General features: G+C 58.4%; 16 protein-coding genes. 7 read left to right on the top strand and 9 right to left on the bottom strand.

Going from position 1 to position 21,167, the window contains the following annotated elements; all coding sequences use genetic code 11:
- Nucleotides 1-144: 144 nt before the first annotated feature.
- Nucleotides 145-891: a hypothetical protein gene (locus tag J7413_RS07745; RefSeq protein ID WP_209097501.1), complete on the top strand. Its 747-nt coding sequence runs from the start codon at nucleotides 145-147 to the stop codon at nucleotides 889-891.
- Between the two features lie 140 nt (nucleotides 892-1,031).
- Here the strand turns inward: J7413_RS07745 and J7413_RS07740 are convergent, their stop codons facing one another.
- Nucleotides 1,032-1,928 (bottom strand): hydrogen peroxide-inducible genes activator, encoded by an 897-nt coding sequence (locus J7413_RS07740; RefSeq protein ID WP_209097500.1) that lies wholly within the window; start codon nucleotides 1,926-1,928, stop codon nucleotides 1,032-1,034.
- Nucleotides 1,929-2,038: 110 nt separating this feature from the next.
- Here J7413_RS07740 and katG point away from each other — a divergent pair, with 110 nt between their 5' ends.
- Nucleotides 2,039-4,222 (top strand): catalase/peroxidase HPI, encoded by a 2,184-nt coding sequence (gene katG, locus J7413_RS07735; RefSeq protein ID WP_209097499.1) that lies wholly within the window; start codon nucleotides 2,039-2,041, stop codon nucleotides 4,220-4,222.
- Nucleotides 4,223-4,319: 97 nt separating this feature from the next.
- Here katG and J7413_RS07730 read toward each other — a convergent pair whose 3' ends face one another.
- From J7413_RS07730 to xylF, 4 genes are all read right to left on the bottom strand, one after another.
- Nucleotides 4,320-5,246 carry an ROK family protein gene (locus J7413_RS07730; RefSeq protein WP_209097498.1) on the bottom strand — a complete coding sequence of 309 codons (927 nt, stop codon included), beginning with the start codon at nucleotides 5,244-5,246 and terminating at the stop codon, nucleotides 4,320-4,322.
- Nucleotides 5,247-5,297: 51 nt separating this feature from the next.
- Nucleotides 5,298-6,062 (bottom strand): ATP-binding cassette domain-containing protein, encoded by a 765-nt coding sequence (locus tag J7413_RS07725; RefSeq protein WP_209097497.1) that lies wholly within the window; start codon nucleotides 6,060-6,062, stop codon nucleotides 5,298-5,300.
- Between the two features lie 11 nt (nucleotides 6,063-6,073).
- Nucleotides 6,074-7,339 carry a sugar ABC transporter permease gene (locus tag J7413_RS07720; RefSeq protein ID WP_209097496.1) on the bottom strand — a complete coding sequence of 422 codons (1,266 nt, stop codon included), beginning with the start codon at nucleotides 7,337-7,339 and terminating at the stop codon, nucleotides 6,074-6,076.
- Nucleotides 7,340-7,477: 138 nt separating this feature from the next.
- Nucleotides 7,478-8,491 (bottom strand): D-xylose ABC transporter substrate-binding protein, encoded by a 1,014-nt coding sequence (gene xylF / locus J7413_RS07715; RefSeq protein WP_209097495.1) that lies wholly within the window; start codon nucleotides 8,489-8,491, stop codon nucleotides 7,478-7,480.
- 207 nt (nucleotides 8,492-8,698) lie between these two features.
- Between xylF and J7413_RS07710 the strand changes: the two genes are divergently transcribed.
- Nucleotides 8,699-9,892, top strand: coding sequence for an ROK family transcriptional regulator (locus J7413_RS07710; RefSeq protein ID WP_209097494.1), 1,194 nt, complete (start codon nucleotides 8,699-8,701; stop codon nucleotides 9,890-9,892).
- The gene (locus J7413_RS07705; RefSeq protein WP_209097493.1) at nucleotides 9,882-11,423 is read left to right on the top strand and encodes a CRTAC1 family protein; all 1,542 of its coding nucleotides are present in this window, start codon (nucleotides 9,882-9,884) and stop codon (nucleotides 11,421-11,423) included. The genes J7413_RS07710 and J7413_RS07705 overlap by 11 nt, the downstream gene beginning before the upstream one ends.
- A gap of 6 nt (nucleotides 11,424-11,429) precedes the next feature.
- On the opposite strand, the gene J7413_RS07700 is transcribed toward J7413_RS07705, so the two are convergent.
- From J7413_RS07700 to xylB, 3 genes are all read right to left on the bottom strand, one after another.
- Nucleotides 11,430-12,731, bottom strand: a complete 1,302-nt coding sequence (locus J7413_RS07700; RefSeq protein WP_209097492.1) for a cytochrome c peroxidase — start codon at nucleotides 12,729-12,731, stop codon at nucleotides 11,430-11,432.
- An 81-nt stretch (nucleotides 12,732-12,812) separates the two neighbouring features.
- Entirely contained in the window at nucleotides 12,813-14,117 is a 1,305-nt protein-coding gene (gene xylA / locus J7413_RS07695) for a xylose isomerase (RefSeq protein ID WP_209097491.1), read from the bottom strand.
- The gene (gene xylB, locus J7413_RS07690) at nucleotides 14,114-15,568 is read right to left on the bottom strand and encodes a xylulokinase (RefSeq protein ID WP_209097490.1); all 1,455 of its coding nucleotides are present in this window, start codon (nucleotides 15,566-15,568) and stop codon (nucleotides 14,114-14,116) included. The genes xylA and xylB overlap by 4 nt, the downstream gene beginning before the upstream one ends.
- Before the next feature lie 275 nt (nucleotides 15,569-15,843).
- Here xylB and J7413_RS07685 point away from each other — a divergent pair, with 275 nt between their 5' ends.
- From J7413_RS07685 to J7413_RS07675, 3 genes are all read left to right on the top strand, one after another.
- The gene (locus tag J7413_RS07685) at nucleotides 15,844-18,294 is read left to right on the top strand and encodes a heavy metal translocating P-type ATPase (RefSeq protein WP_209097489.1); all 2,451 of its coding nucleotides are present in this window, start codon (nucleotides 15,844-15,846) and stop codon (nucleotides 18,292-18,294) included.
- Nucleotides 18,291-18,677: a Cu(I)-responsive transcriptional regulator gene (cueR, locus tag J7413_RS07680; protein WP_209097488.1), complete on the top strand. Its 387-nt coding sequence runs from the start codon at nucleotides 18,291-18,293 to the stop codon at nucleotides 18,675-18,677. Before J7413_RS07685 ends, cueR begins: the two co-directional genes overlap by 4 nt.
- 98 nt (nucleotides 18,678-18,775) lie before the next feature.
- Nucleotides 18,776-19,489, top strand: a complete 714-nt coding sequence (locus J7413_RS07675; protein ID WP_209097487.1) for a divalent cation transporter — start codon at nucleotides 18,776-18,778, stop codon at nucleotides 19,487-19,489.
- 49 nt (nucleotides 19,490-19,538) lie between these two features.
- Here the strand turns inward: J7413_RS07675 and J7413_RS07670 are convergent, their stop codons facing one another.
- Nucleotides 19,539-21,104 carry a 2-isopropylmalate synthase gene (locus J7413_RS07670; RefSeq protein ID WP_209097486.1) on the bottom strand — a complete coding sequence of 522 codons (1,566 nt, stop codon included), beginning with the start codon at nucleotides 21,102-21,104 and terminating at the stop codon, nucleotides 19,539-19,541.
- Nucleotides 21,105-21,167: the final 63 nt, after the last annotated feature.

The raw sequence follows: 21,167 nt of genomic DNA, 5'->3' as shown, positions 1-21,167 counted from the left end.
CGAGAAGGGGATCAACCTTCGCACCAGTCATTAGACTGGTTTCAATGGACCTGCGCGGCTCATTTATCAGAGTAGCCACCAAGAGTGACCCAGCTCAAGAACTAGAAAGATCGTGGAGCACTAATTTCAAAATAGGAGGTAGACATGAATCGATTTGTTACATGCATAATTGCAACGGTAATTTCCATATTTTGCAGTAAAGCTTATGCTTTAGATTGCACCCCTTTGGAGCCGACACCTCCTGAGGATCAGAGCATACAGATAACAGGTACGATAGATGCAGAAGTTTCTGGTATTCTTGGCAAATTGACTGGAGCGGGAGCTGATTTAGAGGGCGCTTACAGTGAAATTTCCAAAAATGTATTATCTGAGTTCCCCAATGCTGACAAACTGTTCATGTGGTCAAAGCTAGTATATTTACGATGCGAGTTCATAAAAAATTCTGGCGAAACAGATGAGGTTAAAGACAGGCAGCTAGAAAAGCTAGAAGACAGATTTTTCTCCGGACCGCCTGAAGAAGCAAGTTTACTACCTTGCGGGCCAAGGGATGGAAATTGCTTCAAAGACTGGATTACGCAAGCTCAAAAACTATTGAACGTAAGAAGCGAAGCGGACAAAAACTATTGCAATACCATCTCTGATGACCAAAAGAGATCATCTTGTATGTTCACAGCCGAGATATCAAACGGAAATAGACTAACGGCTTGCAATAGCAGTAGAGCCCTTATCAATGCACTATTTGATCCACAAGACTGCCTCAAAAATAGTATAATTGAGGGACCAGAGTGCGACCACCGAAAAAAGATACTTCAAACAAATGCTAAGAATGCTCTAAGGTCTTGTGATCCAAATTTGGCAGAGCGCTTTATTAAGGCTGGATTTGGCACATAAATGCATGAGAGGCGATCACGTTTGGTCCGTTCGTCGTTTGTGACACTTCCTATTTGCAGCTCCGAGAAATAGACAGTCCCTCGCTACAAAGTATCCGGTAAATTGAGTTCAAAGCTTTCAAAAACTCACCACAAAAATTGCTACTCCCGCCGTGCAGCACTGGTCTGCACCGTGTAGCCGATCTTCTGCAACTGCGGCCCCAATGGGCTGCTTTTGCGCCAGATGAGGCCGATTTTGCGGGCGGGTTCTCTGTCTTTGAACCTCGACACTGTGACCTCCGCAGTCGGCGTTTCAACCGGCACGGCCATTTCCGGGATCAGGGTGACGCCGAGACCCGCGCCGACCATTTGCACAAGCGTGGAGAGCGAAGAGCCGTCGAGCCCCTCATGCGGGCGGGCGGTGGGCATGCCGCAGAACGACAGGGCCTGATCGCGGAAGCAGTGGCCCTCTTCCAGAAGCAGGAGGCGCTCCCGCTCCAGATGTTCAGGGGCGGGGGCGGGTGCGTCTTCTTCGGACTTCGGACGGACCAGCACGAAGTTTTCTGACAAAAGCGGCATTTCCTCAAATGTCGGTTCTGAGACGGGAAGGGCAACGATGGCGGCGTCGATGCGGCCATGGCGGAGCTCCTCAATCAGGTTGGCCGTCATGGTTTCGCGCACATGCAGCTCCAGATCTGGGAAGTCCACGCGCAGCTGACGCAAGAAACGGGGCAGCAGATAGGGGGCGATGGTCGGGATCACGCCAAGCCGCAGCCGCCCGGCACCCCCCGATTGCGCGATACGCGCCATTTCGCCAATTTCCTCCACCCCGCGCAGGATGTCTCGGACGCGGCTGGCCATGTCTTCGCCAAAGGCGGTGAGGCGGATTTGGCGGGCGGTGCGTTCAAACAGAGGCACGCCTAGGCTCTCCTCTAACTCTTTGATCTGAACAGACAAGGCAGGTTGCGATATGGCGCAGGCTTCTGCGGCGCGGCCAAAGTGACGGTGTTGGGCGAGGGCTTCGAAATAGCGAAGCTGGCGGAGGGTGAAGTTTATCATAGGATTTGATTATCAAAGCGATTGGAAAATGCAACTTCTCCTAATTGATTTTCTGCGTTTAGAATAATTCCAGAGAATCGAAACACCCATCTACCCGACAGGAGGACGATATGGACGGAGACATGAAAGCAGGCGGATGCCCTGTGATGCACGGGGCTGTCAAAAACGAGGATCGCGGAAATCGCGACTGGTGGCCCAATCAGCTGAACCTGCGTATCTTGCATCAGAACTCTGCCAAGTCTGACCCAATGGGCGCGGATTTTGACTATGCAGAGGAATTTGCGAAGCTGGATTACAAGGCGCTGAAGGAAGATCTTTATGCGCTGATGACGGACAGTCAGGAGTGGTGGCCTGCGGACTACGGGCATTATGGCGGCTTGTTCATTCGCATGGCGTGGCACTCTGCCGGGACCTATCGGACGGCGGATGGCCGTGGTGGTGGGGGCACCGGGCAGCAACGGTTTGCGCCGCTGAACAGCTGGCCTGACAACGGCAACCTCGATAAGGCGCGGCGCCTGCTGTGGCCGATCAAGCAGAAATACGGCAACCAGATCAGCTGGGCGGATCTGTACATCCTTGCTGGCAATGCGGCGATTGAAAGCATGGGGGGCAAGACCTTTGGCTTCGCCGGTGGTCGCCCCGATGTCTGGGAACCGGAAGAGGATGTGTACTGGGGCGCAGAGACCGAGTGGCTCGCGGATTCCAAAGCCGAAAACTCCCGCTACTCTGGCGAGCGTGATCTGGAGAACCCACTCGCGGCTGTGCAGATGGGGCTGATCTATGTGAACCCGGAAGGCCCAGATGGGCAGCCTGATGTGCTCGCCTCCGGGCGTGACATTCGCGAAACCTTTGCGCGGATGGCAATGAATGATGAGGAAACCGTTGCGTTGGTGGCCGGTGGTCACACCTTTGGGAAAGCACATGGCGCAGGCAATCCGGAGCTGGTCGGCCCAGAGCCGGAAGCGGCCCCGATCGAGGCGATGGGGTTTGGCTGGATCAACCAGCACGGCACCGGCCATGGGGACGACACCACCACCTCTGGCATTGAGGGCGCGTGGACGGCGAATCCGACCAAATGGGACAATGGTTTCTTTGATCTGCTGTTTGGCTATGAGTGGAACCTGACCAAGAGCCCGGCGGGTGCGTGGATTTGGGAGCCGATTGATGTCAAAGAAGAAGACATGGCTCCTGCGGCACATGATCCGAGCAAGAAAGTGAAGACGATGATGACCACCGCCGACATGGCGATGCGTCTGGATCCGATCTATGGCCCGATCTCCAAACGGTTCCATGAGAACCCGGAAGAGTTCCAGGATGCCTTTGCCCGCGCCTGGTTCAAACTGACCCACCGCGATATGGGCCCTCGCGTGCGCTATCTGGGCGAAGAGGTGCCAAGCGAAGAGTTGATCTGGCAGGATCCGATCCCAGCCTCTGATACGGATCTGACTGAAGAGGACGTGGCCGCATTGAAAGCCGCTGTGATCGGCTCTGGCCTGTCGGTGAGCGATCTGGTGAAGACCGCCTGGGCCTCTGCCTCCACCTTCCGTGGCAGTGACATGCGTGGCGGAGCCAACGGTGCCCGTGTGCGTCTTGCGCCGCAGAAAGACTGGGATGCGAACGAGCCAGCCGAGCTGGATCGTGTGCTGAGCAAGCTGGAAGAGGTGAAAGCCGCCTTTGGCAAGCCTGTGAGCACAGCGGATTTGATCGTGATTGCAGGCGCTGCAGCGATCGAGAAAGCGGCGCTGGATGCGGGCCATGATGTGTCTGTCCCAGTGACGCTGGGCCGTGGGGATGCCACCCAAGAGCAGACCGACGTTGAAAGCGTGGGCATGCTTGAGCCGCAGGCCGATGGCTTCCGCAACTACCAGAAGGCGCAGTACACCGTTTCCCCAGAAGAGCTGTTGCTGGACAAGGCGCATCTGTTGACCCTGACCGCGCCGGAAATGACCGCGCTTGTGGGGGGGCTGCGTGTGCTTGGGGCCAATCACGGCGGCACGGCACATGGCGTGTTCACGGATCGTGTTGGACAGCTGACCAATGACTTCTTCGTCAATTTGCTCGACATGGGCACAGCGTGGTCAGACGCAGGTGACGGTGTCTATGAAGGCAAAGAGCGCGCCAGCGGCGATGTGAAATGGACCGCAACCCGTGTGGATCTGGTGTTTGGCTCCAACTCGCAACTGCGCGCGTTGGCGGAGGTCTATGGCCAGAGCGACGGAGAGGCCAAATTGGTCAAAGACTTCGTCGCCGCCTGGAGCAAGGTCATGGACGCGGATCGCTTTGATCTGAAATGATCTGAGAGGATCGAAAAAGAGAAAGGCGCGACGAAGGTCGCGCCTTTTTTGGTTGGTTCCCACCGACGCTTTAAGGCAGGCCTCGGGCAGTCTTTTCTTAGCGGGTGGTCTGGAGCAAATGCTGCAAGCAGCCCTGCAGGGCGGCGGCGTCGTCGGTGATGACGCTGAGTGGGATGGTTGCGGGGGCCACGATGCCGGGGGCTTCGGCTTGCAGAGTTTCGACAAACAGCGGCAGGGCGCGGCTGCCGAGCACGCCTCGGGCGGCGCTGCCGGCGAAGACGATGCCGTCGCGGGGCAGGTACTGGTGGATCAAGGCACGCGTGAGATAGGCCAATGCCTTGGTGAAGAGCTCAACCGTCGCGGTTGCGGCAGGGTCGTTTGCCTCATAAGCCGCTATGATGCTGCCACCGTCCAGCTTTGCGCCGCTGAGCAGGTGGTGCAGGCGTTCGAGGCCGGGGCCGCAGAAGATGTCTTCGACAGTTTGGAGTGGGGCGGCGTCTGCGCCGAGGGCGTCGTGCATCAGTTGGCCGATGCTGTGGGGCACTTCGGCATGGCCAAGCTCGGCCTCAATCACCAGCGTGTCGCCGTGGCGGGTCTGTTTGGTGAGGCTCACGTTGAAGCCGGTGCCAAGACCAGCCACCAGCGATTGGCCATTGGTCGGGGCGACTCGGGTGCCAAAGATATGTTCTGGCGTGATGCGGGGCAGGGCGTAGCCTAGCGCGGCGAGATCGTTGATCAGCTCTGCATGCGCGGCACCGGATTGAACGCCAAAGCCTGCGGCAGAGAGGGCCCAATCGCGGTTGGTCAGGCGGCCTTCACCGGCTTGCACGGGGCCTGCGATGGCGATGCAGATGCCATCGAGGTGGCCGGTTTTTTGCGCCGCGAGGTAATGGGCCAGCACGGCGTCAAAGCTGTCAAAATCGTCATTGCGGGCGCGCAGTATCGTTTCCTCATGCACGCCTTCCGGTCCAGCCAGAGCCAGACGGGTGTTGGTGCCTCCGATATCGCCGACAAGGTAGGTCATGCGCCCGCAACTTTCTTGGTTCATGGATTTTGGTTTATTTAGCGAATTTAATCAGCCCTGAACAGGCACGCCTTCGGGGCGTTTGCCCAGAATGATCATGCCCAGAAGATCGTCATCGGTGACATCTTTGACATCCACGGTGCCGACAAGCTGACCATTTTTCATCACCGACGCCCTGTCACAGAGCTCCATGACATCGTGGATGTCGTGGCTGATCAGGAAGATGCCGATGCCTTCGGCCTTGAGCTGCTGGATGAGCTCAGAAACCATCTGGGTTTCATGGGGGCCAAGGGCGGCGGTGGGTTCGTCCATGATCAGGATCTTGGCGTCAAAATAGACCGCGCGGGCGATGGCCACCGACTGGCGCTGCCCCCCTGACAGGGCAGAGACAGGCTCGGCGAACTTCTTGAAGTTCGGGTTGAGCTTGCCCATGATCTTGCGGGTTTCGGCCTCCATCGCGTCGTCGTCCACGGTGCCAAAAGCTGTGGTCAGTTCGCGCCCCAGAAAGAGGTTGGAGGCGGCATCGAGATTGTCGGCCAGCGCAAGGGTCTGGTAGATGGTTTCGATGTTGTATTTGCGCGCATCACGCGGGTTGTGGATCTCGGCTTTTTCACCGTTGATGTAGATCTCGCCGCCGTCCGCCTGATAAGCGCCCGACAGGATCTTGATCAGGGTGGATTTTCCTGCGCCGTTGTGGCCGAGCAGGCCAACAACTTCACCGGGTTTGAGATCGACTGAGACGTGATCCACCGCTTTGATCCCGCCAAAGGAGATGTGGATGTCACGCATTTCCACGAGAGGGGTTTGCTTGTCCATAGCAGAGCTCCTTATGCGCCGGTCCGGCGGCGGTAGACGATGTCGACATAGACGGCGAAGACCAGAACGATGCCCACAACGATGTTTTGCAGCGGGGCGTCAACGCCTACAGAGGCCATGCCCGATTGTAGCGATTGCATGATCAATGCGCCAATCACTGCACCGTAGATCGTGCCCGCGCCACCGGCCAGAGCGGTGCCGCCAATCACGGCGGCTGCGATCACGCGTAGCTCATCAAGGGTGCCGAGGCCCACGTCCACTGCGTTCAGGCGGGCTGAAGCGATGATGGAGGCGATGCCGGTCAGTGCGCCCATGAGCGCAAAGATCTTTACGGTCAGCAGGCGGGTGTTGATGCCGGACAACTCCGCCGCTTCGGGATTGCCACCGGTGGCGTAGATATAGCGGCCAAAGCGGGTTCTGGTGGCGACAATGGTCATCGCTATGGCGACGGCGAGTAGGATTACCACCGGAATGGCGACGCCGTGGTTCCAGACCATGCCATCCGTATACTCAATGCCCTGTGCCTTTGTGATGCGTTTCATGGCCCCTTTGGGAATAGGGTAGCTGTTCATGATCCAGACAAAGCACATGATGCCGGTCACGGCGATGGCCATCAGAATGCCCTCAGCCCAAGCAGGTTTTACCGTGAAGCCATGGCTCGCTTTGTTGCGGCGGCTCATGACCATCAGTGTCACAGCCGCGGCAGCTGCGATAAGGCCAAATATCAGGCTCATGGTTTCACCGAGCGTGCCCTCTGCGCCGCCGCCAAGAAGGCGGAACGTTGGATCAAGCGGCGCTTGCGTTTGGCCCTGTGTCACCCACCACATGGCGCCGCGATAGACCAGGAAGCCGCCCAGCGTGACGATGAAGGCTGGGACGGTCAGGTAGCCGATGATCCAGCCTTGGAATGCGCCGAGGATGGCCCCCATCAGAATGGCCGCAAAGACGGCGATGATCCAGATGGACCAGTGGCCAAGGCCAAACACTTCGGGCAGCCATTTGACTTGAAGGGCGGCCACGGTCATGCCGATGAAGCCGAGCATGGAGCCTACCGAGAGGTCGATGTGGCGCGTGACGATGACAAACACCATGCCTGTTGCCATGACGGCCACAGAGGCAGTTTGCACCGAGACGTTGAAAAAGTTGCGTGGTGACAGGAAACGGCCTTCGGTGAAGATGCCGAATACAACCCAGATGACCACAAGCGCGCCGATCATGCCAAGCAGGCGGGCGTCCAGCCCGAGCTTGTTGATCAAGTTTTTAGCGTGGTTTTGCATTTTGCGTTACCTCTTCGGTCGCAGCAGTCAGGTGCACAGATGGCCTGTGCGGACCATACCGCAGCAGCAAAGTTTATTGCGTTTTGGTGGGGGAGTGTTGGGGGCTCCTCCGGGGGACCGGAGGAGCAAGTCTTAAGCTTAGTTACATGCCGCGTTGGAAGAGCCCGCGCAGAGCACGTCTTTGGCAATCCAGCCCGCGTCCAGAACAACGTTGAGGTTGTCGGCGGTGACAGGCACTGGCGCGAGGAACATGGAGTTCAGTGTTGTGCCCGCAGGGGAGGTCCACTCAGAGGCGCCATCAACTGCTTCACCTTTGGCGAGGCTGACAGCGATTTCACCAGCGGCCGCCCCAAGCGCACGTGCGTCTTTCCATACGGAAACAGTTTGTGTGCCGATTGCTACGCGGTTGAGAGCGGCGTGGTCGCCGTCCTGGCCGGACACTGGGATGCCTTCCATGCCCTGAGCGGTCAGTGCGGCCACAACGCCACCGGCGGTGCCGTCGTTGGAGGCGACAACCGCGTCCACTTTGTTGTCTGCGGAGGTCAGGATCTGTTCCATGTTGCGCTGTGCATTGGCTGGCACCCAACCATCGGTGTAGGCTTCGCCGACGATTTTGATGTCGCCCGCGTCAATCGCAGCCTGCAGCACTTCCTGCTGGCCGCCACGCAGGAAGTCTGCGTTTGGATCGGTTGGGGAGCCCTTGATCATCACGTAGTTGCCTTTTGGCATGGCCTCCAGAACGGCACGCGCCTGCATGCGGCCCACTTCGACGTTGTCAAAGGTCAGGTAGAACGCACGTGCGTCTTCGATCAGACGGTCGTAAGCGATCACTGGAATGTCTTCGTCGGCGGCAGCTTGCACAGCTGGGCCTACGGCGGAAGCGTCTTGCGCGAGGATGATCAGTGCGTTCGCACCCTGCGCGATCAGGCTTTCAACATCAGAGAGCTGTTTGGCAGAGGAGCTTTGCGCATCAGCGGAAATGTATTTTGCGCCAGCCGCGTCCAGAGCGCCTTTGATTGCCGCTTCGTCTGTTTTCCAGCGTTCTTCCTGGAAGTTGGACCAGCTCACGCCGATCACCAGATCTTCGGCAAAGGCGGCTGTGCTCATAAAGGCGCCGGCGACAATTGCCGCCGCGGATGAAAATAGTTTCATGGTTTCCTCCCAATGGTTTTCCCCGGCGACGGACCAAAGTGAATCGATTTGGCCGGGTTGACCTATTGTTAGCGAAATAAATTTGTAAATCAAATTAAATCAGATAAACTTGCGAAGCGTCACCGAACATCGGCATGGTGATGTGCCAGTCAGCGCTGCATTGGTTATGAGAATGTCGCGCAGGGCACGCTTGAGGGAGGTTTGCAAATGTCTGTCAATCAAAGAGAAATTGGGCGACGGATCTTGCTGGGCGAGATTCGCAGGCACCAGCGTATTCCGCGCATCAACCTGAGCGAGATCACAGGCATAAGTCGTGCGACAGTCACGACAATCACCGCTGAGTTGTTACGCGAGGGGCTGATCGAAGAGGTTGCCAGCGAATCTGCTGACAAGGATGCACGGCGCGGTCGCCCGAAGGTGGATCTGAAAATTCGAGGGGCAGCGCGCCTTGTGGCAGGGGCGAAAATTTCAAACCGCACCATTTCTCTGGTGCTTCTGGATTTTGAGGGCAACCATCTGGCGGATCACGAAGCCGAACTGGCGCATGGGGTTTTCGCCGCTGAGGATCTTGCGCAAGAGCTTGCGGTTCTGGTGGAGGCGCTCGCCCAGAAAATCGGTCGAGCCCTCAAGGATGTTGCCGCTCTTGGGCTCGGCATTGCGGGGATTGTGGATGCCCCGCGCGGCTTTGTGCATTGGTCGCCCTCACTTGCCGCGCGCAATGTTGAATTTGGGACAGTGCTAGAGGCCGCGCTTGGGATCCCTGCGTTCTTGGACAACGACGCCAATTTGGTGGCTATGGCTGAAAAAAGCTTTGGTCTTGGGCAGGGGCACAGCGACTTCATCGTGGTTACGATTGAGAGTGGTGTTGGTATGGGCATCGTGATCAACGATGAGATTTATCGGGGCACACGTGGGTGTGGTGCGGAGTTTGGCCATACCAAAGTCCAGCTTGAAGGGGCGTTGTGTCGCTGTGGGCAGCGGGGCTGTCTGGAGGCGTATGTTGCTGACTATGCGTTGATGCGTGAGGCGATGATTGCCACCGGCGAAATGGCGGAGCGGCAGGTGGGGGATATTCTTTCAGCGGCCAAAGAGGGCGATGAGGTCTCTGCCTCGATCGTGGAGCGCGCTGGGCGCATGTTTGCCATGGGGCTGGCCAATCTGGTGAACATCTTTGACCCGGAATTGATCATTCTTGCGGGCGAACAGATGCAATCCAGTCATCTTTATGCGGAAGAGGTGATTGATGCGATGCGCAAGTTGATTGTGCAGATCGATAAAGCGCCGCCGGAAGTGGTGATTCACAAGTGGGGCAACTTGATGTGGGCGCGAGGGGCTGCGGCCTATGCACTTGAAAATGTTTCTGAAAGCGCTTTGCAGGGGATGACGGATCATGTGGCATAAACTGTTGAGCAGCGCAGCAATGGTGGCCGCAAGCGGGGCTGTCGCAGAGGTGCGCTTTGCGCCGGTAGAGGTCGCGTCCCACGTTTACGATGGCGGCTGGGAGTTCTTTGTCGGCGGCGGCGTGGCGGCATTTGACTGTGACGGGGACGGGTTGTCAGAGCTGGTCGCGGCTGGAGGTGCGAATCCACCGGTCTTGTTGCGCAATCAAAGTGCGCTCGGCGGTGCCGTTGTGTTGGAAGAGCAGACTCCGGCGGCATTACAGATCACTGGCACAACCGGGTTTTACGCGCTCGATATCGATGGCGACGGCTGGCAGGATCTGGTGGCGTTGCGTGTGGGGGAGAATAAGATCTTCAAAGGCGGGCCCGCGTGCAGCTTTGCCGCGATGGATCTGCCTGGCTTTGACGGGGGCGACGCCTGGACCACGGCGTTTTCCGCCACATGGGAAGGTGACAACGCGTTGCCGACCCTGGCTTTTGGCAATTACGTAGATCGGGAAGATCCAGCGGGGCCGTTTGAGGCCTGCGATGCCAATGATTTGTTTCGCCCAACAGACGAAGGGTACGCTCATCGTTCTTTGGAGCCAGGGTTTTGCCCGCTGTCGATCCTGTTCTCAGACTGGGGCCGCAAGGGGCGGGCTGATCTGCGCATGAGCAATGATCGCCACTATTATGTGCGCGGCGGTTCAGAGCAGCTTTGGGCCATGGAATCGGAGCCACGACTATATGGCGAGGCTGACGGCTGGGCGACACATATGTTGTGGGGCATGGGCATTGCGGAGCGTGATCTGGATTTTGATGGTGTGAATGAGGTGTTTCTCTCCTCAATGGGCGATCAGCGGTTGATGAAACGCGTCGATCCGGCGCTGCCGACCTTTGAAGATGTGCCCTATGAATTGGGCACCTCTGCGCATCGGCCCTATACCGGGGGGGATGGGCGGCCCTCGACGGGATGGCACATCAGCTTTGGCGATGTGACCAATGATGGTCTGGATGATGTGTTTATTGCCAAGGGCAATGTGCAGCAGATGCCCGGCGCGGCGATGGATGATCCCAACAACCTGTTGGTGCAATTGCCGGATGGCCGTTTTGACGAGCAGGGCGACGTGGCTGGGATCGCCACTTTGGCGCGTAGCCGTGGTGCGGCGCTGGTGGATCTGAATGGTGATGGATTGCTGGACTTGGCCGTGGTCAATCGGCGCGCACCGCTGGAAGTGTATCAGAACGTCAGTGAGGCGGCGGGTAGCTGGGTGTCTGTGAGTTTACAAAATGACGGGCCAAACCGGGATGCAGTGGGCGCGGTGATTGAAGTGCAAGCGGGCGCACGCACCTATACGCGTGAAATCACGGTTGGCGGCGGCCATGCCGGGGGCGTGGCTGGCGCGGCGCATTTTGGGTTGGGGGACGCTGAGACCGTTAAGGTGCGGGTGATCTGGCCGGATGCAACGGAAGGCGCATGGCATGAGGTGCCGACAAACGGACACTGGCAGATCAAGCGTGGTTCTGGTGTGGTCGCTTGGCCGAAGAGTTGAGTGATATCAGTTGTCTAGGGGGAGACCTGAAGGCACGGACCTTGGCACGCCAAGCCGCCCTTTGATGGCATCGTAATCTGTCAGGCTTTCCAGAAATGCGATGATCTGGCGGACCTCTGTGTTGGTGAGCGACACCGGGGGCAGATCGCTGGCCTGAGCGATCCGATTTACTTCAGGTTCATCGTTCATCAAATTGAAATCATTTAAAAAATCCCCATCAGATAGAGTGGCTGACGCGAGTGAATACGCTGACAGGGATCTCTCTGGCGTCAGGTGATGGCGCACAATGGCTTCAAGACTTGTGAAGGCACCGTTGTGTCCGTAGGGGGCGGTCTGGGTGATGTTGCGCAGTGATGGGGTGCGGAAGCGGTAGAAATCTTCGGCCGCGCCGGTCACGCGGCCGCGGCCAACATCGCGGTTGTGGCGTTCAAACCGTGCTGCTTTGCCGGGGCCGATTTGGGGCAGAGCAATGGCGTGGAAGTCGTGATCGGTTTGGAATTGGCCGGTGTGGCAAGTACTGCATTGCGCTTTGCCGTAGAACAGCTCCATGCCCTCGGAAGCATCGGCATTGAGTGGGGTGCCGTCACGCAAGTAGGCGTCAAAGGCGGAGGCATCCGCGCGCCACTCAAAGGCGATGAAGGCCGCCATTGCATTGGCTATGTGGTGAAATTTGATGGGCTCAGCGCCGATGACCTCGTCAAAGGCTATTCTGTAAGCTGGTATGGCTTCGACCCGTTTGGCCAAGATGTCCCACGCACCGCCGGGGCCGGTGAGCTGGCCGAGGCGAACGGCTTGGGACACATCGTTTTCGGAGTAATGCCCGGCCATTTCATCGCCTGAGAGCACGGGAAACATCGCCTGTGCTGCCAGGGCATTGTCAAAGCCCATTTCCATCTCTGCGCCGAGCGGGGTGCGGATGCCAGAGGGGCGTGATGGATCGTCCTCTAGGCGTCCATCATGGAAGAAGACGGTGAATTCAGTTGCGCCGAGGTTCCAGAGCGCAGGCGCGTTGCGGGGAATGCGCTGTTCAGGTGGATTTTCAGGATCGATTTTACGGTTCAGGCCAAGGCCAATTGCGCCATCGCCAAGGCCCAAAGACAGGCCATCAGATGTGCCCAGATCCGGGTGGTGGCAGGAAGCACAGGAGACGGATTTGTTGCCTGACAGGATGGGATCATAGAAGAGCAACTGGCCAAGTTTGACCTCTGCCATGTCCTGTTCCGGGAAAATCGCATCCGCCTTGGGCAGCGGTGAGGCAACTGCCAAAGCAGGCCAGAGAGCGACGGAGCAGAACAGGAGATGGCGCATGGCTACCCTTCCTTGAATTGTTGCCCTCACACTTTGGGTGAAGTGCTGGGGGCGCTATTTAAGCGTATGTAAAACAGTATCTTACACGAACCTATTCACGTAGTTTTCGAGAATTTCCTGACGGCCGGATTTTGGCGATGGGTTGATTTTCCCGCTCATGACATCTGCAAAGGTGCTGTCCAGATCCCCGGCCAGCATGGCTTTGGCCTCTGTGCTGTCCCAGCCTGCGTAGCGTTCGCTAAGGGCCTGATCCAAGCCGCCATCCTCGATCATCGCTGCGGCGGCTTTGAGGCCTCGGGCGCAGATGTCCATGCCGCCCACATGGGCTGCGATGAGATCCTCTGCGTCCAGTGACTGGCGGCGGAGCTTGGCGTCAAAGTTGGTGCCGCCAGTGGTGAAGCCGCCCGCTTTCAGAATGTGATAGTAGGACAGGGCCACTTCTGGCACGTTGTTTGGGAATTGGTCGGTGTCCCAGCCGGATTGATAGTCGTTGCGGTTCATGTCGATAGAGCCAAGCACGCCGAGGGCAGCAGCGGTGGCAATCTCATGGTCAAAGCTGTGACCGGCAAGGATGGCGTGGCCCTGCTCCAGGTTCAGTTTTACTTCGTTTTCGAGGCCGTATTTCTGCAGGAAACCATAGCAGGTGGCGGCGTCAAAATCATACTGGTGCTTAGACGGCTCCTGCGGTTTGGGTTCCACCAGAATGGCGCCTTCGAAGCCGATCTTGTGCTTGTAGTCCACCACCATGTTGAGGAAGCGGCCCATGTGATCAAGCTCGCGGCCCATGTCGGTGTTGAGTAGGGTTTCATAGCCTTCGCGGCCGCCCCAGAGCACGTAGTTTTCGCCGCCCAGACGTTTGGTGGCGTCCATGCAGGTTTTCACGGTGGCCGCCGAATAGGCAAACACCTCTGGATCCGGGTTGGTCGATGCGCCGGACATCCAGCGGCGGTGGCTGAACATATTGGCGGTGCCCCAGAGCAGTTTGATGGCGCGCGTACTCATCTTTTCTTCAAAGTAATCAATGATCTCTTCGAAATTCTTCAGGCTTTCGGCAAAGCTGTCACCTTCGGGGCGCACGTCTGCGTCGTGCCAGCAGAAGTAGGGCTGGCCGAGGATGTCAAACATTTCAAAGGCGGCATCGGCTTTGACTTTGGCCATATCCATGCGGGTTTGCGGATGCCAGGGGCGCTCAAAGGTCTGGCCGCCAAATGGGTCGCCGCCTTCCCATGCAAAGGAGTGCCAGTAGGCCACGGCAAAACGCAGATGGTCTTCCATACGTTTGCCCAGAACAACCTCATCAGGATTGTAGTGGTGAAAGGCCATTGGGTTGGTGCTGTCGGCGCCTTCAAACTGGATGGGGGCGATGTTTTTGAAAAAGTCGGTCATTGTGTCAGGGCCTTTATGCCGGGGTAAGTTTTGACGAAGGCGGCGTAGGCTGCCTCGTAGGCGTCGCGCAGCTCGGTGCGCGGGGCGATCGTTTTGGCGATCGCGGGTTTGGTCATGATGTCTTTGGGGGATGCATCTGTTGCGGCACAGATAGCGAGGCGCGCCGCACCAAGCGCGGCTCCAAACTCTCCTGCGGCCGGCAGAGAGATTGGCAGGTTCAACAAGGTCGCGATGAGCTCGACCCAATAGGGCGATTGCGCGCCGCCACCAATGGCAATCAGGCCATCGAGCTGCGCGCCGGTGGATTTGAGTGCCTCAAAATTGTCGCGCAGTGCGAAGGCCACGCCTTCGAGCACCGCTTGGGTGAGGGCTTCGGGGCCAGAATTAATGTCGATGTTGAGGAAGCCGCCGCGAATTTCGGCGTCATTGTGCGGTGTGCGTTCGCCGGACAGATAAGGCAAAAATCGGATTTGTCCGGGGCCTGTGATGCTGTCGCCCAAGGCTTTGGTGAGGTCAGCGGGGCTTTGATTTAGGTTGCGGGCGAGCCAGTTGAGGCTGTCGGTGGCGGCCAGGATCACACCCATCTGATACCAGCGCCCGGGAATGGCGTGGCAGAAGGTGTGGACAGCGCTTTCAGGCTTGGGCGCATAAGCGTCGCGTCCGGTGAGCAACACGCCAGAGGTGCCAAGAGAGACGAAGCCGTCGCCTTCGTTCAGCGCGCCAATGCCGCAAGCGGCGGCGGCGTTGTCTCCGGCACCTGCGGCGACAATCACGCCTTTGGGCAGGCCAAGCTCTGAGGCGATATCGTCGCGCACCGTGCCGATGGCTTCAGACCCTTCAAAGAGCTTTGGCATTTGATCGACGCGCATGCCGGAGGCGTCAAGCAAGGTGTCTGACCAGTCCCGCGCGCCAACGTCGAGCCAGCTGGTGCCTGCACTGTCAGACATGTCAGAGGCATAGATACCTGTAAGCCAGAAGTTCAGATAATCCTTGGGCAGCAAGACTTTGGCGGTCTTGGCGAAGGTCTCTGGCGCGTTTTCTGCCACCCATGCCACTTTCGGTGCGGTGAAGCCGGGGAAGACGATGTTGCCCGAGAGCGTCCGTACCTGTGCCGTGGTATCAAGCTGTGCGGCCTGAGAAACGGAGCGGGTGTCATTCCACATCATGCAGGGGCGCAGGGGGGTGCCGTTTTCATCCAGCAGGTTTGCGCCGTGCATGTGGCCAGAGACGCCTATGCCTTTGACCGCTGCAACTTCAGCAGGAAAGTCTGTGGCCAGTTGGGTGAAGACGTCTTTGGTGGCGCGGATCCAATCAGATTGGGTCTGTTCGCTCCAGCCTGCGTGGGGACGAGAGGTGTCATAATGGGCCTCGCGTGCTGCGATCACGGTTTGGCGCGCATCAATCAAAAGCGCACGTAAACCAGACGTGCCCAGATCCAATCCCACAAACATGGGTGTCCTCCCTAAGTCTCCTATACTTAATTTTTGCGTCAAATTAAATTGGAGATCAAATAGAAAGTGGCTTGGGCCCACAGAATTCTTTTGAGGAAGCTTGGCAAAATGTGCGAATTTCCTGCGCTTGTTGATCAATATCAATGCGTTGAGCGGAGGTGCGGGACAATTTTTGAGCCATGGCAGGGGGCCACAACGCGCCCTTGACCTTCCATTCACTGGAACCTTTATATCTTTTAGCGGCGCATATTGCCGACTCAGACAAAGACAGATCCATGCAGACATTGACCTTTTACCTTGACGGCCTGAGCTGTGCCGGATGCGTTTCGCGTGCTGAAAAGGCGCTGACGAAAGCGGAGGGCGTGGAAACCGCAGAGATCAACCTCGCGAATGAGAGTGCGCGGGTTGTGGTGCGGGATGGGGGCACAGAGGCCGTGTTGGGCGCACTGAAAGATGCTGGATACCCGGCGCGGGTGCGTTCGGTCACCTATGCGATGGCTGGAATGAGTTGTGCGGGCTGCGTGCGAAAGGCGGAAGCGGCGCTGGCCGGAGCGCCGGGCGTGGTGGCTGCAAACGTGAATTTTGCCACTGAAACTGCGACGGTACAGTATCTCGATGGTGCGGCAAGTCCGGGAGAGATTGCGGCGCGCAGCACCAAGGCTGGCTATCCAGCACGTGTGCAGGAGGACGACTCCCCAGAGAGTGACGCGAAGGTCGATGAAGCGGCCAAGCTGAAGCGCGATGTCTGTATCGCGGCCGCCTTGGCGTTGCCGGTGTTTGTGACAGAGATGGGGGGCCATCTGATCCCGGCGTTGCATCACTGGTTGATGGCCCATGTTGGGATGCAGACGCTTTATGTGATGCAGTTTGTCCTGACATCTGCCTTGCTGGCAGGACCTGGACGACAATTTTATGCAAAAGGGTTTCCGGCGCTGTTCAAAGGGGCGCCTGAGATGAATTCGCTCGTCGCCTTGGGCACAAGTGCGGCCTATCTGTTTTCCGTTGTCTCCACTTTTGCGCCGGGTTGGCTGCCAGTTGGCGCCGCGCATGTTTACTATGAAGCGGCGGCGGTGATTGTTGTGTTGATCCTGACAGGGCGGTGGATGGAAGCGCGTGCCAAAGGGCGTACCGGGGCGGCGATACGGCAATTGATCGGGCTACAGCCCCGTGTTGCCCGGGTTGAACGGAAAGGTGCGGTGCAGGAGGTTTCGATTGATGCCGTTGCGGTGGGCGATGTGGTCCACCTGCGCCCCGGAGAGCGGGTGGCCGTGGATGGACGTGTGATCGATGGGCAGTCCTATATCGATGAGAGCATGTTGACGGGGGAGCCTGTGCCCGTGGCCAAAGGTGCTGGAGAGGCTGTGATCGGCGGCACGATCAACGGGCAGGGTGCGCTGCGCTATGAGGCCGAGAAGGTTGGGCGCGAGACAATGCTCGCGCAGATCGTGGCCATGGTGCGCGATGCGCAGGGCGCAAAACTGCCCATTCAGGCGCGCGTGGACCGGGTGACGGCAGTGTTTGTGCCTGTGGTCATGGTCGTTGCGGCACTCACATTTTTGATCTGGATGCTGGTGGGGCCTGCTCCGGCCTTTGGCCCTGCGCTGGTGGCGGCTGTTGCGGTGCTGATCATTGCCTGCCCCTGTGCGATGGGGCTGGCGACGCCGACGTCGATCATGGTGGGCACAGGCCGCGCCGCGCAGCTTGGGGTGTTGTTTCGCAAAGGCGATGCCCTGCAGAGCCTGCGCGACTGCAAGGTGGTGGCCTTTGATAAGACCGGCACGCTGACGATGGGCCAACCTGAGCTGACCGATGTGGCGCTGGCGCAAGGTTTTGACGAGGCTGAGGTGCTAACACTGGTTGTAGGGGCAGAGGCCCGTTCAGAGCATCCACTGGCGCGGGCGCTTGTGCGTGGAGCAGAGGCGCGCGCGCTGGATGTGCCACATGTCGAGCATTTTGAAGCGCAGGTTGGCATGGGGATTTCGGCGGAAGTCTCTGGCCGTCGTGTGCTGGTGGGCGCGGCGCGCTTTATGGCACAGGAGGCGGTGTCTTTCGCGACGTTTGAGGCGCAGATGGATGCCCTTGCAGAAGCAGGAAAAACACCGATTTGTGTTGCGATCGACGGGCAAGCGGCTGCGGTTCTTGCGGTGTCTGATCCTGTGAAGCCGGGCTCAGAAGCGGCTGTTCGCGTGTTGCACGAGATGGGCCTTAAGGTGGCAATGATCAGCGGAGATGCGCGGGGCACAGCCGAAGCGCTGGCTGCTCGGTTGGGGATTGACCATGTGGCGGCTGAGGTGTTGCCGGATGGCAAAGTCGCAGCGCTCCAAGAGCTGCGCGCAGCTTTTGGCAACGTCGCCTTTGTGGGCGATGGGATCAACGATGCCCCAGCGCTGGCCAGCGCTGACGTTGGGCTGGCGATTGGTACGGGCACGGATGTGGCGATGGAAGCGGCCGATGTGGTGCTGATGTCTGGCGATCTTGCTGGGGTGATCAACGCCTTTGAGGTGAGCCACAGGGTGATCCGCAACATTGGCCAGAACCTGTTCTGGGCCTTCGGCTATAACGTGGCGCTGATCCCGGTGGCGGCGGGTGTGTTGGTGCCCTTTGGCGGACCGGCGCTGTCGCCGATGCTAGGGGCGGGGGCGATGGCGCTTTCGAGCGTGTTTGTGCTGTCAAATGCGCTGCGCTTGCGCCGTGTGACGCCGGTTTTGAGGGAGGCACGCGCATGAATATTGGTGAGGTGGCAAAACGATCCGGTCTGCCAGCGAAGACGATCCGCTATTACGAGGATATTGGCTTTGTGACACCCGCGCGGGGAGAGAATGGCTATCGCAGCTTTGCGGAGACGGACCTGCATAAACTGACATTCTTGGGCCGTGCGCGGGGACTTGGTTTTTCTATTGAAGACTGTCGGACGCTCCTGGCGCTATATGAGGATCAGGGGCGGGCCAGTGCCGATGTGAAGCGGGTTGCTGAGCGCAACCTTGCGGATATTGATGCAAAAATCGCGGATTTGCAGGCCATGCGAGCGACGCTTAGTCATTTGGTTGCGAGCTGCGCTGGCGATGCGCGGCCGGATTGCCCGATATTGGAAGATCTTGGAAAAGGGTGAGCGTTCGCTTGGCGGCTTGGCCGTAACATGCTGCGATTGCTTGAGAGTTTGACCAGATTGCGGTTTTCACCTCGCCGATTGCAAGGTAGTTTCCACCTATGGTTGCGATTCATTATGCTTTATTGTTGTCACTCTTCGCAGGGCTGGCAATTCCACTTGGCGGGCTTTTGGCCCGTTTCGAACACATTTCCAACACCGTTGTTGAGGCACGTTTTGTAAAAGCCGTCACGGCATTTGGCGGCGGCGCTTTGCTGTCGGCGATTGCGCTTGTGCTTGTGCCGGAGGGCGCAGAAGTTCTGCCGGTTGGGCTTGCCGTCGGGTTACTGCTGGGAGGCGGTGTCTGCTTTGCCTTGGTGGATGCTGCGCTGGCGCGTGCTGGGGGCAGCGGGGCGCTTGTTTTGGCAATGATGTTGGACTTTTTGCCAGAAGCTATGGCGCTGGGTGCGCTGTTGGTCACAGAAGCTGCGACAGCCAAACTGTTGGCTGCAATGATGTTTCTGCAGAACTTGCCAGAAGGTTTCGCCGCCTTTCGAGAGATTTGGACCCGGGGAAAACTCTCTGCAACTCAGGTCATGTTGGCGTTTTTGTTTCTGGCTGCGCTTGGGCCAATTTGCGCGGGCCTCGGCTTGCTATTGCTCTCCGATCAGCCAGAGACGCTTGGTGCGATCATGATGTTTGCCGCGGGAGGCATTCTGTACCTGATTTTTCAGGATGTCGCGCCAGAAGCGCATGAGACTGGGGCTTATGCACCAGCCTTAGGTGCCGTTGCCGGATTTGCGCTTGGCATGGCTGGCAACATGGTGATCGGCTGAACAAAAAGAGCCGCCCGAAGGCGGCTCTGCTCTCGCTTCTGGCTGAGGCTTAGGCGAGGTCTTTGTAAGACACTTCTTTCGTATCCACACCTTCTCCTACTTTGTCACGGCGCACCAGAAGACGGTTGAGCGCGTGGATGTAGGCTTTGGCGGAGGCCACCACAGTGTCGGTGTTGGCGGACTGACCCGTGGCGATCACGCCATCTTCTTCAAGACGTACGGAGACAGTGGCCTGCGCATCGGTGCCTTCGGTCACGGCGCTCACCTGATAGAGTTGCAGGCGGGCGGTATTTGGGTGGATTTCGCGGATCGCTTTGAATGTTGCATCGACCGGGCCGTCGCCTTCAGAGGTGGCGGTTACATCTTCGCCGTCGACTTCCATCTCCACGGTCGCCTCCGCCGGGCCACCTGTGCCGCAGACCACTTTCATGGACACGAGTTGCAGGCGGTCATCTTCGTCCTCACCGCTGCCTGCGCGCACAAGGGCGACGATGTCATCGTCAAACACCTCTTTCTTGCGGTCGGCCAGCTCTTTGAAACGCACAAAGATGTCTTTGAGCTGGTTGTCACCGACTTCAAAGCCGAGCTGTTCCAGCTTGTCACGCAGTGCGGCGCGGCCGGAGTGTTTGCCGAGTGGCAGGGAGGTGCCGGAGAGTCCCACATCCTCCGGGCGCATGATTTCAAAGGTCTCTTTGTTCTTCAGCATGCCATCCTGGTGGATGCCGCTTTCATGCGCGAAGGCGTTTTTGCCGACGATGGCCTTGTTGAACTGCACCGGGAAGCCGGACACGGTGGCCACGCGGCGGGAGATGTTCATCAGTTTAGTTGTGTCGATGCCGGTGGTCCAAGGCATGATGTCGTTGCGCACTTTGAGTGCCATCACAACTTCTTCGAGCGCCGTGTTGCCCGCGCGCTCGCCCAGACCGTTGATGGTGCATTCGATCTGGCGCGCGCCACCGGCCACGGCGGCCAGCGAGTTGGCTGTCGCCATGCCAAGGTCGTTGTGGCAGTGGGTGGCAAAGATCACATCATCTGCACCGGGCACGGTTTCGATCAGCTTTTTGATCAGATCCGCGCTTTCCATTGGGGCGGTGTAGCCCACGGTGTCTGGGATGTTGATTGTGGTTGCGCCAGCTTTGATCGCGATTTCGATCACGCGGCAGAGGTAATCCCACTCGGTGCGGGTGGCGTCCATTGGGGACCACTGCACGTTTTCACAGAGGTTGCGGGCGTGGCTGACCGTTTCGTGAATTTTGTCGGCCATCTCATCCATGGTGAGGTTGGGAATGGCGCGGTGCAGAGGGGAGGTGCCGATAAACGTATGGATGCGGTTTTTCTCTGCGTGTTTCACCGCCTCCCAGCAGCGATCGATGTCTGCGATATTGGCGCGGGCCAGACCGCAGATACGGGAGTTTTTGGCACGTGTGGCGATTTCGGACACAGCGGCAAAATCCCCCTCAGATGCGATCGGGAAACCAGCTTCGATGATGTCGACGCCCATGTCATCGAGCATTTCTGCGATTTCGAGCTTTTCGTCGTGGGTCATGGTCGCGCCCGGGCTTTGCTCGCCGTCGCGCAGGGTGGTGTCAAAAATAACAACGCGGTTGTCAGACATGGGTATTGTTCCTGTTTAGATATGCGGTTGGCAGACGGCGACTGGGGTGCTGTCTGCAAAATT

Source organism: Shimia sp. R10_1, from assembly GCF_017744095.1.
Classification (GTDB): domain Bacteria; phylum Pseudomonadota; class Alphaproteobacteria; order Rhodobacterales; family Rhodobacteraceae; genus Shimia.
The sequence above is the reverse complement of the archived record's forward strand: the minus strand, read 5'-3'. Positions and strand labels throughout refer to the sequence as shown.